16 protein-coding genes and 1 tRNA gene are annotated in these 15,047 nt (G+C 41.2%); 14 read left to right on the forward strand and 3 right to left on the reverse strand.

The genetic code is table 11. The features are described 5' to 3' along the window. Positions 1 to 63: 63 nt before the first annotated feature. Both yidC and CO686_RS00445 read right to left on the reverse strand, forming a co-directional pair. Positions 64 to 993, reverse strand: a complete 930-nt coding sequence (gene yidC, locus CO686_RS00440) for a membrane protein insertase YidC (RefSeq protein ID WP_049501603.1) — start codon at positions 991 to 993, stop codon at positions 64 to 66. 77 nt (positions 994 to 1,070) lie between these two features. Next, positions 1,071 to 1,349: an acylphosphatase gene (locus CO686_RS00445; protein ID WP_001174620.1), complete on the reverse strand. Its 279-nt coding sequence runs from the start codon at positions 1,347 to 1,349 to the stop codon at positions 1,071 to 1,073. 33 nt (positions 1,350 to 1,382) lie between these two features. On the opposite strand from CO686_RS00445, the gene CO686_RS00450 reads away from it, so the two are divergent. The 11 genes from CO686_RS00450 (at position 1,383) to CO686_RS00500 (ending at position 10,168) form a co-directional block, all read left to right on the forward strand. Then, the gene (locus CO686_RS00450) at positions 1,383 to 2,123 is read left to right on the forward strand and encodes a TrmH family RNA methyltransferase (RefSeq protein WP_049550063.1); all 741 of its coding nucleotides are present in this window, start codon (positions 1,383 to 1,385) and stop codon (positions 2,121 to 2,123) included. A gap of 54 nt (positions 2,124 to 2,177) precedes the next feature. After that, positions 2,178 to 2,861 carry a Bax inhibitor-1/YccA family protein gene (locus CO686_RS00455; RefSeq protein WP_049550064.1) on the forward strand — a complete coding sequence of 228 codons (684 nt, stop codon included), beginning with the start codon at positions 2,178 to 2,180 and terminating at the stop codon, positions 2,859 to 2,861. Positions 2,862 to 2,970: 109 nt separating this feature from the next. Continuing rightward, positions 2,971 to 3,963, forward strand: coding sequence for an aspartate--ammonia ligase (gene asnA, locus CO686_RS00460; RefSeq protein ID WP_000747998.1), 993 nt, complete (start codon positions 2,971 to 2,973; stop codon positions 3,961 to 3,963). A 64-nt stretch (positions 3,964 to 4,027) separates the two neighbouring features. Then, entirely contained in the window at positions 4,028 to 4,567 is a 540-nt protein-coding gene (gene rsmD, locus CO686_RS00465; RefSeq protein WP_096753359.1) for a 16S rRNA (guanine(966)-N(2))-methyltransferase RsmD, read from the forward strand. Then, complete coding sequence (gene coaD, locus CO686_RS00470) at positions 4,557 to 5,045, forward strand: pantetheine-phosphate adenylyltransferase (protein WP_096753360.1); 489 nt, start codon at positions 4,557 to 4,559, stop codon at positions 5,043 to 5,045. The genes rsmD and coaD overlap by 11 nt, the downstream gene beginning before the upstream one ends. Then, complete coding sequence (locus CO686_RS00475; RefSeq protein ID WP_096753361.1) at positions 5,029 to 6,066, forward strand: SepM family pheromone-processing serine protease; 1,038 nt, start codon at positions 5,029 to 5,031, stop codon at positions 6,064 to 6,066. Before coaD ends, CO686_RS00475 begins: the two co-directional genes overlap by 17 nt. 55 nt (positions 6,067 to 6,121) lie before the next feature. Then, positions 6,122 to 6,352, forward strand: a complete 231-nt coding sequence (locus CO686_RS00480) for a DUF1146 family protein (RefSeq protein ID WP_002892633.1) — start codon at positions 6,122 to 6,124, stop codon at positions 6,350 to 6,352. A gap of 23 nt (positions 6,353 to 6,375) precedes the next feature. Beyond that, on the forward strand, positions 6,376 to 7,659 hold the full coding sequence (gene murA, locus CO686_RS00485; RefSeq protein WP_096753362.1) for a UDP-N-acetylglucosamine 1-carboxyvinyltransferase: 1,284 nt from the start codon (positions 6,376 to 6,378) through the stop codon (positions 7,657 to 7,659). After that, entirely contained in the window at positions 7,646 to 7,840 is a 195-nt protein-coding gene (locus CO686_RS00490; protein ID WP_000739701.1) for a DNA-directed RNA polymerase subunit beta, read from the forward strand. Before murA ends, CO686_RS00490 begins: the two co-directional genes overlap by 14 nt. Positions 7,841 to 7,880: 40 nt before the next feature. Next, positions 7,881 to 8,705, forward strand: a complete 825-nt coding sequence (locus CO686_RS00495) for a DNA/RNA non-specific endonuclease (protein WP_096753363.1) — start codon at positions 7,881 to 7,883, stop codon at positions 8,703 to 8,705. 131 nt (positions 8,706 to 8,836) lie between these two features. Further along, on the forward strand, positions 8,837 to 10,168 hold the full coding sequence (locus tag CO686_RS00500; protein WP_096753364.1) for a hemolysin family protein: 1,332 nt from the start codon (positions 8,837 to 8,839) through the stop codon (positions 10,166 to 10,168). 133 nt (positions 10,169 to 10,301) lie between these two features. Here the strand turns inward: CO686_RS00500 and CO686_RS00505 are convergent. Beyond that, a tRNA-Cys gene (locus tag CO686_RS00505) sits at positions 10,302 to 10,372 on the reverse strand. A gap of 179 nt (positions 10,373 to 10,551) precedes the next feature. On the opposite strand from CO686_RS00505, the gene CO686_RS00510 reads away from it, so the two are divergent. The 3 genes from CO686_RS00510 to oppC all read left to right on the forward strand — a co-directional run bounded on the left by CO686_RS00510 (position 10,552) and on the right by oppC (position 15,040). Continuing rightward, complete coding sequence (locus tag CO686_RS00510; RefSeq protein WP_096753365.1) at positions 10,552 to 12,552, forward strand: peptide ABC transporter substrate-binding protein; 2,001 nt, start codon at positions 10,552 to 10,554, stop codon at positions 12,550 to 12,552. A 65-nt stretch (positions 12,553 to 12,617) separates the two neighbouring features. Then, positions 12,618 to 14,114: an ABC transporter permease gene (locus tag CO686_RS00515; protein ID WP_096753366.1), complete on the forward strand. Its 1,497-nt coding sequence runs from the start codon at positions 12,618 to 12,620 to the stop codon at positions 14,112 to 14,114. Further along, positions 14,114 to 15,040: an oligopeptide ABC transporter permease OppC gene (gene oppC, locus CO686_RS00520; RefSeq protein WP_049550072.1), complete on the forward strand. Its 927-nt coding sequence runs from the start codon at positions 14,114 to 14,116 to the stop codon at positions 15,038 to 15,040. The genes CO686_RS00515 and oppC overlap by 1 nt, the downstream gene beginning before the upstream one ends. The last annotated feature ends 7 nt before the right edge of the window (positions 15,041 to 15,047 follow it).

Raw genomic sequence — 15,047 nt, forward strand, 5'->3', positions numbered from 1 at the left:
CTGATGGAGACATCGGGCTTTTGTGATGCATAAAAAGCCTAGCCTTTCAGCTAAGCCTTTTTCTTATTTTCTAGAATGTTGTTTACCAGCATTGCGTTTTTTATGTTTCTTATTGGTCATGATCGCAGTTGCTTGGTTTGGAGTGACATCTTTGCGTCCGCCTCCAGTTGAAAATGAACTTGCTTTTGGTGGATTTTTGGCAAATTCTTCACGAACTTTTTTGCGAAGTTTTGGACGAACAACATAGTTAACGATGAACTGTTGGAGAATCATCATGAAACCACCGACAACCCAGTAAAGCGTCACACTTGCTGGTGCGAAGAAGGAGAAGACGACAATCATGAGTGGGCTCATGTAAATCATTTTCTTGAGCTGTTCTCTTTGCATCTCGTCTTCTACTCCATGAAGTGAGAGAAGTGACTGGAGATAGTAGAGGATACCAGCGAAGGCGACAAGGATCATACTTGGTGAACCAAGATTGATACCCAAGAAGGTAGAGCTAGCTACACCATCAGTGTACTGGGCTGCAAAGTAGATAGCAGAGAAGAAAGGCATTTGAATGAGGATAGGGAAACATCCTACTCCACCGAACATGCTGATGCCGTGTTCTTTCTGAGCATCCCAGAGAGCTTGTTGAGCCTCTAGTTTTTCTTCCTGAGTTGTTGCCTCTTTGAGACGTGTTTGATGTGGTTCAAGCACGTGTTTGAGGGCATTCATCTTCTCAGAGTGAAGTGTTGCCTTCCATGATTGGTAGATACCAAGTGGCAAGATAATCAAGCGCACGATAATGGTTACGATAATGATAGCCACACCAAAGCCTAGACCTTTATCAGTAGCGAAGTACTTGATGGCTTCAGCCATAGGTGCTCCGATGGTATTCCAAATCAATCCTGTGGGTTGTCCTGTTGCTTTGTCTACTTGGACACAGCCTGACAAGACGAGTAGCATAGCCACTCCCATAGCAGAGAGGGCAAAACGTTTAATAGATTTCAATGTTTTCATTCCTTCTTTAAAAATTATACCTCTCTATTCTACTGTTTTTTTGTAAAATATACAATAGTTCTAGAGACCTAATTTGCGACTTTGAAGTCCGAATAGGATGAAAAGTTGCTCATTTGTACATCTAGATAGGTAACTTTTGAAAAAGGTGTCGGACCTTTTCGGATTTCTTGGATAAATTTTGCCATAGTTGCAGAGGAGTCTGCCTGAGCAAGAATTTCCACTGTGCCATCATCGTTATTCCAGACACGACCAGTGATGCCACCGATTTCAAGAGCTAAAGTATAAACACCCCAGCGAAAACCAACACCCTGCACCCTGCCTTGGGCAATCATTCTAACCTTTTGCATACCAAACCCCTTTGATTGTGTTATAATATTTCTATGACTATTATAACCTCAAAAGCCAATTCTGTGGTAAAAAATGCCAAGAAATTGCATCAAAAAAAATATCGAAAGTCTGCTTATTTGATTGAGGGCTGGCACTTGTTTGAAGAAGCTGTTCAAGCAGGAGTGACGATTGAAAAGGTCTTTGCCCTAGAAAGTTATCGAGATCAGCTAGCTGCTTTTCCTCAAACTATCTGGGTTTCAGAGGAGATTTTGCTAGATTTGGCAGATACGCAAACTCCTCAAGGGATTGTTGCAGTGATTCAAAAAGAAGAAGTGGGACTGCCTGATCTCCATCAGGGCAAGTATCTATTTTTAGAGGATGTTCAAGATCCTGGTAATGTGGGCACCATGATTCGGACGGCGGATGCTGCAGGTTTTACAGGGGTTATTGTTTCAGACAAGTCAGCAGATATCTACAGTCTTAAGACTCTACGTTCCATGCAAGGAAGTCATTTTCACTTGCCTATCTATCGTATGCCTCTTACCAGCTTTGTAGAAGAGGCAAAGAAGAGCGATTTGCCCATTCTAGCAACGACCTTATCGAGAGATTCAAAGGATTATCGTGAGCTTTCTTCACTAGAGAACTTTGTTTTAGTCATGGGAAATGAAGGGCAGGGGATTAGTTCTGTCATGGCTGAGAGTGCTGATCAGCTGGTTCATATAGGCATGAAAGGTCGAGCGGAAAGTCTCAATGTGGCGGTTGCCGCAGGTATTTTGATGTTTTATTTCAGCTAATTTATAAAAACTTTGTTATAATCAAGACATATTTATAGAAAAAGGAGAATCAGAATGAATCAAACGATTATTCAAGAACGTTCAGGTCTCAATCAATTTTACGCTAAGGTTTATGCTTTTGTGGGACTTGGGATTGGTCTATCAGCTCTCGTGTCAGCTTTGATGTTGACAGTCTTTCAGTCCCAATTGGTCTACTTTTTAATGCATGGCCGTCTCTGGCTGATTATTGCAACTTTTGCAGAACTTGCTCTAGTCTTTGTTGCAAGTAGCATGGCTGCCAAAAATAGTCCAGCAGCTCTCCCAGTATTTTTAGTTTATTCTGTTTTAAATGGCTTTACGCTGAGTTTTGTCGTAGCCTTCTATACACCTGGGACCGTCTTATCAGCCTTTGTATCCAGTGCCCTTCTCTTCTTTGTCATGGCGGCAATCGGAATTTTCACCAAGAAAGATTTGAGTGGAATGGGCCGAGCTTTGATGGCGGCGCTTGTTGGTCTCATCATTGCCATGGTTGTGAATCTATTTTTAGCCAATAGCTTCTTTGACTACATGATTAGTATTGCCATGGTCTTGGTTTTCTCAGGTTTGATTGCTTGGGATAACCAAAAGATTCGCTATGTTTATGAACAGTCACGAGGGCAAGTAGCGACAGGTTGGGTCATTTCAATGGCTCTCAGTATCTATCTAGACTTTATCAACCTCTTCCTTAGCATCTTACGTATCTTTGGTCGAAACGATTAATGAATGACAGAGCCAGTGTTCAAAAGAGCACTGACTTTTTCTTATTTACTCTTTTCTTTTCTTGGAAATAGGTGTATAATGCTTTTAACTAATTTTTGAGGAGCTGTTTATGAAGAAAAGTTTTATTCATCAACAAGAAGAAATTTCCTTTGTCAAAAACACTTTTACCCAGTATTTGAAAGATAAGTTAGAAGTTGTTGAAGTTCAAGGTCCTATCTTGAGCAAGGTCGGGGATGGGATGCAGGACAACCTGTCAGGTGTCGAAAATCCAGTATCTGTCAAGGTTTTGCAGATTCCAGATGAAACTTATGAAGTCGTTCACTCACTTGCCAAATGGAAACGTCACACCTTGGCTCGTTTTGGTTTCGGTGAAGGTGAGGGTCTGTTTGTTCACATGAAGGCCCTTCGTCCAGACGAAGATTCGCTCGACGCGACCCACTCAGTTTATGTGGACCAGTGGGACTGGGAGAAGGTTATCCCAAATGGTCAACGCAATATCGCCTATCTCAAAGAAACCGTTGAGAAGATTTACAAGGCTATTCGTCTAACAGAGCTAGCCGTAGAAGCCCGCTACGATATCGAATCCATCTTGCCAAAACAAATCACCTTTATCCATACAGAAGAGTTGGTGGAACGCTATCCAGATTTAACACCGAAAGAGCGTGAAAATGCAATCTGTAAAGAGTTCGGTGCAGTCTTCTTGATTGGTATCGGTGGCGAGTTGCCTGACGGAAAACCTCATGATGGCCGTGCACCTGACTACGATGACTGGACAACAGAGTCTGAAAATGGCTACAAGGGGTTGAATGGCGATATTCTCGTTTGGAACGAATCTCTTGGTTGTGCCTTTGAACTTTCCTCAATGGGGATTCGGGTAGATGAGGATACCCTTCGTCGCCAAGTGGCTCTTACAGGAGACGAAGATCGTCTAGAATTGGAATGGCATAAAGCCTTGCTTAACGGCCTTTTCCCACTGACAATCGGTGGAGGGATCGGACAGTCTCGGATGGCCATGTTCCTTCTTCGTAAGAAACACATCGGAGAGGTTCAGACCAGTGTTTGGCCTCAAGAAGTTCGCGATACGTACGAAAATATTTTGTAGAGAATCGAACCGCAAGGTTCGGTTTTCTTTCTCTTTTTGCCTATAATTTGGTATAATAAACGGTATGAAAATCGTATCAGGAATCTACGGAGGGCGCCCCCTCAAGACGTTAGAAGGCAAGACGACGAGGCCGACATCGGATAAGGTGCGTGGAGCTATCTTTAACATGATAGGTCCCTATTTTGAGGGTGGTCGTGTCTTGGATCTCTATGCTGGCAGTGGTGGCTTATCCATTGAGGCAGTCTCGCGTGGGATGTTCCATGCTGTCTTAGTGGAACGGGATCGAAAGGCACAAGCTATCATCGCTGAAAATATCCAAATGACCAAGGAAGTTTCCAAATTTCAGCTCTTAAAGATGGAGGCTGAACGGGCCTTGGAGCAAGTGAATGGTCCCTTTGACCTGGTCTTTTTAGATCCTCCCTATGCCAAGGAACAAATCGTTGCAGATATCGAAAAAATGGCAGAAAGAAACCTTTTCTCCGAAGAGATCATGGTTGTCTGTGAAACCGATAAGTCTGTAGAACTACCAGAAGAAATCGCCTGCTTAGGCATCTGGAAGGAAAAAATATATGGGATTAGTAAGGTGACGGTCTATGTCAGATAAAATTGGATTATTTACAGGTTCATTTGATCCGATGACAAATGGACATCTGGATATCATTGAACGTGCCAGCAAACTCTTTGATAAGCTCTATGTCGGGGTGTTCTACAATCCCCACAAACAAGGCTTTCTCCCTGTTGAAAACCGTAAACGAGCAGTCGAAAAAGCGGTGGCGCATTTAGATAATATAGAGGTGCTGGCTTCTCATGACCAACTGGTTGTCGATGTTGCAAGAAGACTGGGTGCTAAGACCCTTGTCCGTGGCTTGCGAAATGCCACCGACTTGCAATACGAGGCTAGCTTTGACTACTACAATCATCAACTGGCTCCAGAAATCGAAACCATTTACCTATATAGTCGCCCAGAGCATCTTTATATTAGCTCTTCAGCCATGAGAGAACTTCTGAAGTTTGGTCAGGAGATTCAGCAATATGTCCCAAACAGTGTTGTGGAGGAATTAGAACATGAAGAAAAAAACTAGATGGCCCTTATATGTCATCCTAGCACTAGTAGTGACTTTTTTAGCCTTTGTAGTACCTTTACCCTACTACATAGAAGTTCCAGGTGGAGCGGAAGATATTCGTCAAGTTTTAAAAGTCAATGAAACAGAAGACACAGAAGCAGGAGCTTACCAGTTTGTAACAGTCGGTATTCGACACGCAACCCTGTCGCATCTTGTATATGCTTGGTTAACACCTTTCACGGATATTAGAAGTGCCAAGGAAACTACAGGTGGCTCTACGGATGCAGAGTTTATGCGGATCAATCAGTTCTACATGCAAACGTCCCAAAACATGGCCAAGTATCAAGGATTGAAGACGGCTGGAAAGGATATCGAACTCAAGTATCTGGGAGTTTATGTCTTGACCGTGACGGACAATTCAACTTTTAAGGGCATTCTGAACATAGCAGACACCGTGACGGCTGTTAATGACAAAACATTTGACAGTTCAAAAGACTTGGTCGACTATGTCAATTCTCAACAATTAGGAGACACGGTCAAGGTAACCTATGAGGAAGACGGAAAAGTCAAGTCTGCAGAAGGTAAAATTATCACTCTCGAAAACGGGAAAAACGGGATTGGGATTGGCTTGATTGACCGTACGGAAGTGACCAGTGATGTTCCAATTCGCTTTTCAACAGCTGGTATCGGCGGACCAAGTGCCGGTCTCATGTTTAGTCTAGCCATCTACACTCAGATAGCAGACCCAGGTCTTCGTAATGGCCGAATTGTTGCAGGAACGGGAACCATTGATCGAGACGGAAATGTTGGCGATATCGGTGGAATTGACAAAAAAGTGGTTGCAGCCTCTCGTCAGGGAGCCAATATCTTTTTTGCTCCTGATAATCCAGTCACCGAGGAAGCAAAAAAAGCAGATCCCAATGCGAAAAGCAACTATGAAACAGCCCTAGAAGCTGCTAAAACGATCAAAACAGAGATGAAAATCGTTCCGGTTAAGACCTTGCAGGATGCGATTGATTACCTTAAAAACAATCCCTAATTCGTAGAAAAATCGAAAACTAGCGCGCAAGCGGATAAGATGGTATAATAGTCAAATGGTTCAATTATTATTCACTCTAAGTAGTCATATACTCTTTATTTATTTGAGTTTTTACCTTTTGAAGGATCTTGTGAGATGGGAAAAGGTTTTAAAAGTGACCGCTACTAACACAAAAAAGGTTCGTTTGTTGGTAGGCTTCTTTAGTATTGTGATGGGCTACATCTTGAGTTCATTCTTTATCAGTTTGTACCAACTGTGGCAAGAAGCACTTAGAGGACTATTATAAAATCAAAAGTAAAGGAAACAGCTATGGAAAAAATTGTGGTTCAAGGCGGAGATAATCGTCTGGTCGGGAGTGTGACAATCGAGGGAGCAAAGAATACAGTCTTGCCCTTGTTGGCAGCGACTATTCTAGCAAGCAAGGGTAAGACAGTCTTGCAGAATGTCCCGATCTTGTCAGATGTTTTCACCATGAATCAAGTGGTTCGAGGTCTGAATGCCAAGGTGGACTTTGATGAGGAAGCTCATGTTGTTGAGGTTGATGCGACTGGTGATATCACGGAGGAAGCTCCATACAAGTATGTCAGCAAGATGCGTGCATCCATCGTTGTCTTGGGACCAATCCTTGCTCGTGTAGGCCATGCCAAAGTTTCTATGCCAGGGGGATGTACCATCGGGAGTCGTCCCATTGACCTCCACCTCAAAGGTTTGGAAGCTATGGGGGCAAAGATCACCCAGACAGCTGGTTACATCGAAGCCAAGGCAGAACGCCTGCATGGCGCTCATATCTACATGGACTTCCCTAGTGTCGGTGCAACACAAAACCTCATGATGGCGGCAACTCTAGCTGACGGTGTGACAGTGATAGAAAATGCTGCGCGTGAGCCGGAAATTGTTGACCTCGCTATTCTCCTTAATGAAATGGGAGCCAAGGTCAAGGGAGCTGGTACCGAAACAATCACAGTGACTGGTGTTGAGGAACTCCATGGAACAACTCATAATGTGGTACAGGACCGTATCGAAGCAGGAACCTTTATGGTGGCTGCAGCTATGACAGGTGGAGATGTCCTCGTTCGTGATGCAGTCTGGGAACACAATCGCCCCTTGATTTCAAAACTACTTGAAATGGGTGTTGAAGTGACAGAGGAATCAGAAGGCATCCGTATTCGTTCTCGACTTGAAAATCTCAAGGCTGTTCATGTAAAAACTTTACCGCACCCAGGATTTCCCACAGATATGCAGGCACAATTTACAGCCCTGATGACAGTCGCAAAAGGGGAATCCACTATGGTGGAAACGGTGTTTGAGAATCGCTTCCAACACTTGGAAGAAATGCGCCGTATGGGCTTGCACTCAGAGATTATCCGTGACACAGCTCGTATTGTTGGGGGACAGGCTTTACAGGGGGCAGAAGTTTTATCAACGGACCTTCGCGCTAGTGCTGCTTTGATTTTGACAGGTCTGGTGGCGCAGGGAGAAACAGTTGTTGGTAAGTTAGTCCACCTTGATAGAGGTTACTACCGTTTCCATGAGAAATTGGCTCAGCTAGGAGCGAAGATTCAGCGAATCGAGGCAAATGATGAAGAAGAATAAAAACTTACGCTATGTACTCCGTCGTTTACTGTTGATTTTTATCGTACTATTGCTAGGCTTTCTGGCTTTAGGAATCGGCTTGATGGTTGGTTATGGCATCCTAGGAAAGGGACAGGATCCATGGGCAATCTTGTCTCCAGCAAAGTGGCAGGAATTGATTAGCAAATTTACAGGAAATTAGACTGGGAGACCAGTCTTTTTCTAAAGAAATAAGGAGAAAAATGGACAAAAAAACAAGACAAGCTCTGATAGGGTTACTTCTATTCTTACTCTTGGCTGCTGGAAGCTACTATATCAAGCAGATGCAGACAGCGCCAAACACCCCTAGAACCAAGGTTAGTCAGAAAAAACAAGCTTCAGAAGCTCCCAGTCAGGAGCTAGCTGAAAGTGTCTTAACTGAGTCAATCAAAAACCAAATCAAGGGTAATCTCGAGTGGAATGGAGCAGGGGCCTTTGTTGTCAATGGCAATAAAACCAATCTAGATGCCAAGGTTTCCAGCAAACCCTATGCGGATAATAAAACAAAGACAGTGGGAAAAGAAACAGTTCCAACTGTTGCAAATGCCATCTTATCTAAAGCGACTCGGCAGTATAAGAATCGTGAAGAAACAGGCAATGGCTCAACCTCCTGGACGCCACCAGGATGGCATCAGGTTAAGAATCTAAAGGGAGCCTATACACATGCAGTTGATAGAGGGCACCTGCTGGGCTATGCCTTGATAGGTGGTTTGGATGGTTTTGATGCCTCTACCAGCAATCCCAAGAACATTGCAGTCCAGACAGCTTGGGCCAATCAGGCTCAGGCTGAAGATTCGACAGGTCAGAACTACTATGAGAGTTTGGTCAGAAAAGCCTTAGACCAGAATAAGAGAGTCCGTTATCGGGTAACTCTCCACTATGCTACGAATGAGGATCTAGTTCCATCCGCTTCACAAATCGAAGCCAAGTCTTCAGATGGCGAATTGGAATTCAACGTTCTGATTCCAAATGTTCAAAAGGGTATCCAACTTGATTACCGAACAGGTCAGGTCACGGTGACAAACTAGAAAAAAGGAATAAAAATTGCTCCCTTGTCCGTCATTGATAAGGGAGTGATTGTATAAATTAGAAAATAATGTGATTCCTAAGCCAATTTATGATATAATGGAACACAAGATACTATTTTAGGAGAAGGACTATGGAAGACCCGAGCAGTCAGAATTTGTTGCTACAGTTTGTATTGTTATTTATCTTGACCCTGTTAAATGCTTTTTTCTCAGCCACTGAAATGGCGATGGTGTCACTAAACCGTTCCCGAGTGGAGCAAAAGGCAGAAGAGGGAGACAAACGTTACATTCGTTTGTTAAAGGTACTTGAAAATCCTAACCACTTTTTATCAACCATTCAAGTCGGTATCACCTTAATCACGATCTTATCAGGGGCAAAATTGGCAGATACACTTGGACAAGTAATTGCATCTTGGATAGGAAATAGTGAAACAGCTTACGCTATTGCAAGTTTTCTATCTTTAGCGTTTTTGACCTATATTTCTATTGTTTTTGGGGAACTCTATCCTAAACGGATTGCCCTCAATCTGAAAGATGCTTTGGCAATTCGAACAGCACCAATTATTATTGGTCTTGGAAAGATTGTCAGTCCCTTTGTCTGGTTGTTATCTGCTTCAACCAATCTCTTGAGTCGTTTAACGCCAATGACCTTTGATGATGCGGATGAAAAAATGACTCGAGATGAAATTGAGTACATGTTGACTAAGAGCGAAGAAACACTGGATGCAGATGAAATTGAAATGCTACAGGGGATCTTTTCTCTAGATGAACTAATGGCTCGTGAGCTAATGGTGCCTCGTACAGATGCCTTTATGGTAGATATTCAGGATGACAGTCAAACGATTATCCAAAGTATTCTAAAGCAAAATTTCTCACGTATCCCTGTTTACGATGGGGATAAGGACAATGTGATTGGTTTGATTCATACCAAGCGTTTGCTAAACGCCGCCTATGCAGATGGCTTTGAAAATATTGTCTGGAAGAAGATCTTACAAGATCCACTCTTTGTTCCTGAAACTATTTTTGTGGACGACCTCCTTAAAGAGCTTCGAAATACCCAAAACCAAATGGCCATTTTGCTCGATGAATATGGTGGTATGGCTGGACTGGTCACACTGGAAGACCTGCTGGAGGAGATTGTCGGTGAGATTGATGACGAGACGGATAGGGCAGAAATCGAAGTTCATCAAATCGGTGAGGACACCTATATTGCACAGGGAACCATGAATCTTAACGACTTCAATGGCTACTTTGGTGTTGAACTAGAAAGCGATGATGTGGATACCATCGCTGGTTATTATTTGACGGGTGTTGGTACGATTCCAACAACTGAAAAAATCAGTTATGAACTGGTCAGTCAAAACAAACAAATCGTCCTGACCAATGATAAGGTGAAAAATGGACGTGTTACCAAGGTAAAAGTTCAAATCACAGAACTAGAACCTGAAGAAGAAACAGAATAAAGCAGTGACTTGAGTCACTGCTTTTTGTAAATCTATATGGTAGGTACAGTTATCCCCACTTATTAGGAATACTAAAAAAGCCCGGTTTTACGAGCTTTTCATTTGGTTAATTCCTGTTCATTCAGGTATTGAAAGGCGGTAGACGGATTTGAACCGACGATCAAGCTTTTGCAGAGCCGTGCCTTACCACTTGGCTATACCGCCTTAACTTTTATTATTATACCTTGAAAATTGTTTCTCGTCAATAGTTTTCTTTTCTGAAAACATAAGATTCAAATGTTTAAAAAAACATGCGACAAAATATTCTGAAAATTCGTTTACTTTTTAAAAAAACTATGGTATAATCTTCAATATCCACAATTTAAAACGAGGAGTTTATAAATATGAAAAAAAGTCGGATTCTTGCAGTAGCAGGTGTAACCATGCTTGCAGCAGGAGTGCTTGCAGCATGTTCAAATACAAATTCAAATGCAGGCTCAAGCAATACAAAATTAGCATCAGATTATAAATACGTTTATTCAGTTGATCCTGAAACATTGGATTACGTTGTTAACAACGTTGATTCTACTTCTTTTGTGACGACAAATGCGGTAGATGGTTTGCTTGCTAACGATAAATATGGCAACCTTGTACCATCAATTGCTGAGTCATGGACAGTTTCACAAGACGGTTTGACTTATACTTATAAAATCCGTAAGGATGCTAAGTGGGTTACTGCTGAAGGAGAAGAATACGCTCCAGTTAAAGCTCAGGATTTTGTCACAGGGTTGAAACATGCGGTAGAAGGAAAATCAAAAGGGTTGTCTGTTATTAGTTCTTCAATCAAAGGACTTAGTGCTTACATTAACGGTGAATCAAACGATTTTTCAACGGTTGGTGTAAAAGCAGTTGACGATAACACTCTTGAATATACATTGAATCAGCCAGAGACTTTCTGGAATGACAAAACAACAAATGGCGTGATGATGCCAATCAACGAAGATTTCCTTAAATCAAAAGGGGAAGGCTTTGGTGCACCTACAGATCCATCATCTATTTTGTATAATGGACCATTTGTTTTGAAATCAATCACAGCTAAATCATCAATTGAGATGGCTAAGAACGATGCTTATTGGGATAAAGACGCTGTTAAAATTCAAAACATTAAATTTACATACTGGGATGGGAAAGACCAAGATGTTGTTGCCAAAGGATTCTCAGAAGGACAATACAGTAAAGCTCGTATTTATCCTACTAGCTCAACATACGAAAAATATGCGTCTGAGTTCAAAGATAATATCTTCTTTAACGAACCAGGATCAGCTATCGCTACTGTAAGTGTGAACTATGGTCGTACAACTTATAACCATACCTCAAAAACAACAGATAGCCAAAAAGAATCTACAAGAAAAGCTTTGCTAAACAAAGAATTCCGTCAAGCCCTTAACTTTGCGGTAGACCGTAATTCTTACTCAGCTCAGACAAATGGTACAGATGGTGCTGCAGTTGCAATCCGTAATACTTTCTCACCATATGATCTTCAAGTTGGGGACAAACAGTTTGGTAAACTTGTAGAAGAAAGTCTTGCGAAGACAAACTCAAGCACATGGTCAAACGTATCGCTTGCTGATTCGCAAAATGGTCTCTACAACGAAGAAAAAGCTAAAGCTGCCTTTGCAAAAGCAAAAGAAAGCTTGAAAGCAGAAGGGGTAGAATTCCCAATTCACTTGGATGCTCTAACAATCCAAGAGTCTACAGCAGTTGTAAACCGTGTTCAATCACTTAAACAGTCTATTGAAAACGTACTTGGAGCTGACAATGTTGTCATCGATCTTCAACAAATGACCCAAGCAGAAGCTTTACCACTTTCATTTAGTGCTCCAACAGCTAAAGAACAAGACTGGGATATTCATACCTTAACTGGATGGAATCCTGATTACCAAGATCCATCAACTTTCTTAGACCAGTTCACGATTAAAGGCGGTAATACTCGTTTGATTATGGGTATCGATAAAGATACTGATGCATCAGTTATCCAAAAACTTGGTTTGTCTGACTATGAAAAATTACTTGATGAAGCAAACAAAGAAAATCAAGACGTTCAAAAACGTTATGAAAAATATGCCCTTGCACAAGCTTGGTTAACAGACAACGGTTTGACAATTCCTGTAATGGCAGGTCCGAAAGAAACTGCTGTATCATTTGTATCTAAAGTTATTCCATTTACTTCTTCATACTCAGTTGCGGGTCTTAAAGGAGAAACCTCAGGTTACTTGAAGTACACTGAAGTTGGTGAAAAACCTCTTACAAAAGAAGAATACCAAAAAGCTCGTGAAAAATGGCTCAAAGAAAAAGCTGAATCAAATGAAAAAGCTCAAAAAGAATTAGCGAGCCACGTGAAATAAATAATGCTCATCAGAACTTTCTCTCCAAAAGGAGAAGGTTCTTTTGGGATTTTAAAGGAAATAATATGAAAAAATATGTTTTTATGCGTGTATTACGTTCATTGTTGTCTATTTTCTTGGTGACAACTTTGACTTACACAATTATTTATACGATGGTTCCTCGGAAATTGATTTTCAAGCAGGATACCAACTATAACAAGATTGCAACGACGCCAGATAAACGGGACAATTATGAAAATACCGTTTATGAGCGGATGGGCTATATCGAGTACTACGATACCAAAGAGTTGCAAGAAAGAGCTAGCACGATGGATTCATCTGTAACAGTAGATGCCAATGATACAAATAAGGCGATCTATGAAAAATACATCAACCAACTAGGAAATGGTTGGACGTTGGGTGTATTCACAGAGAGCGGACAATTCTATGCGACTCGTGAAATTCCTATTTTTGAGCGTGTGTTCAAATTCTATGCAAACTTGCTTGATATTGACCATACAAACAAGATTCAAGATCCAGAAAATCCTAATTTAGAGCGTTATTTGCGATTTGAAAACGATCCAGCTATTGGATGGTCTTTGGTAGGTTCAGGGACTAAACATAAATACCTCTTGTACTTCAACAGTCAATTCCCATTTGTTCATCAAAACTTTGTGAACTTAAACTTAGGAGATTCTTATCCAACTTATGCCAATACTCCTGTGCTTCAAGTTATCACACAAGGACAAGGACAAACCAAGACTTCTGAAGTTCAATTCCCAACTGGTAAGAAAACATCATCAGTCAATATCTACTCAAGAACTTATAAATCTCCAAGTCAAGCTGATGCGCGTGAAGTAGCGAACTACGGTAAAGATGATCCATATACAGCTACTGAAAGCAACTATCAGTATCCATCTATGATTACCAGTTCTGCTATTGCTGGTTTGATTGGCCTTGCAATTTCGTATGCAATCGCGGTTCCACTTGGTTCTGCAATGGCTCGTTACAAGAATACTTGGATTGATAGTTTCTCTACAGGAGCTTTAACATTCTTACTTGCTCTTCCAACTATCGCTCTTGTCTATATCATTCGTTTGATTGGTTCTTCAATTGGATTCCCGGATTCATTCCCTATCTTGGGTGCTGGAGACTGGCGTTCATATGTACTACCTGCAGTTATTCTTGGTTTACTTGGTGCACCTGGTTTAGCTATCTGGATTCGCCGTTACATGATTGACTTACAATCACAAGACTTTGTTCGTTTTGCTCGTGCAAAAGGTCTTTCTGAGAAAGAAATTTCAAACAAACACATCTTTAAAAATGCCATGGTACCGCTTGTTTCAGGTATTCCAGGTTCTATTATCGGTGTTATTGGTGGAGCTACTCTTACTGAAACAGTTTTCGCCTTCCCAGGTATGGGTAAAATGTTGATTGACTCTGTAAAAGCGTCAAATAATAACATGGTAGTTGGTCTAGTTTTCATCTTTACTTGCGTCTCAATCTTCTCTTACTTAATTGGGGATATTTGGATGACAATTATTGACCCACGTATTAAGTTGACAGAGAAAGGAGGCAAATAATGTCTACAATGAATAATGATAAATTTCAGTTTGTAAAACGCGATGACTTTGCCTCTGAAGCAATTGATGCTCCCGCCTACTCATATTGGGGTTCTGTTTTTAGACAATTTTTGAAAAAGAAATCAACTATCATCATGCTTGGTATTTTGATTTCAATCGTTTTGATGAGTTTCATCTACCCAATGTTCTCAGATTTTGATTTTAACGATGTAAGTAAAGTAAATGATTTTAGTGCTCGTTATATCAAACCGAATGCCGAACATTGGTTTGGTACAGATAGCAATGGTAAATCCTTGTTTGACGGGGTTTGGTTTGGTGCGCGTAATTCAATTCTTATCTCTGTAATTGCCACTTTTATCAACCTTGTAATTGGTGTTATTGTCGGGGGTATCTGGGGTATTTCAAAATCAGTTGACCGCATCATGATGGAAGTTTACAACGTTATCAATAACATCCCATCACTTTTGATTGTTATTGTTTTGACTTACTCTATCGGTGCAGGTTTCTGGAATTTGATTTTTGCCATGAGTGTGACTACATGGATTGGTATTGCTTATATGATACGTATTCAAATCATGCGTTACCGTGATTTGGAGTACAACCTTGCTTCACGCACACTCGGAACTCCAACATACAAAATTGTCATTAAAAATATCATGCCACAATTGGTATCTGTTATTGTTACGACTACATCACAAATGCTTCCAGCCTTTATCTCGTATGAAGCCTTTCTGTCATTCTTTGGACTTGGATTGCCAATTACAGTACCAAGTTTAGGACGATTGATTTCAGATTATTCACAGAACGTAACGACAAATGCATACCTCTTCTGGATTCCATTGACAACTTTGGTCTTGGTATCCTTGTCACTTTTCGTAGTTGGTCAAAACCTAGCGGATGCTAGTGATCCACGTACACATAGATAGGAGTAGA

Origin of the sequence: Streptococcus oralis, from assembly GCF_002386345.1 — a bacterium.
Lineage (GTDB): Bacteria > Bacillota > Bacilli > Lactobacillales > Streptococcaceae > Streptococcus > Streptococcus oralis_S.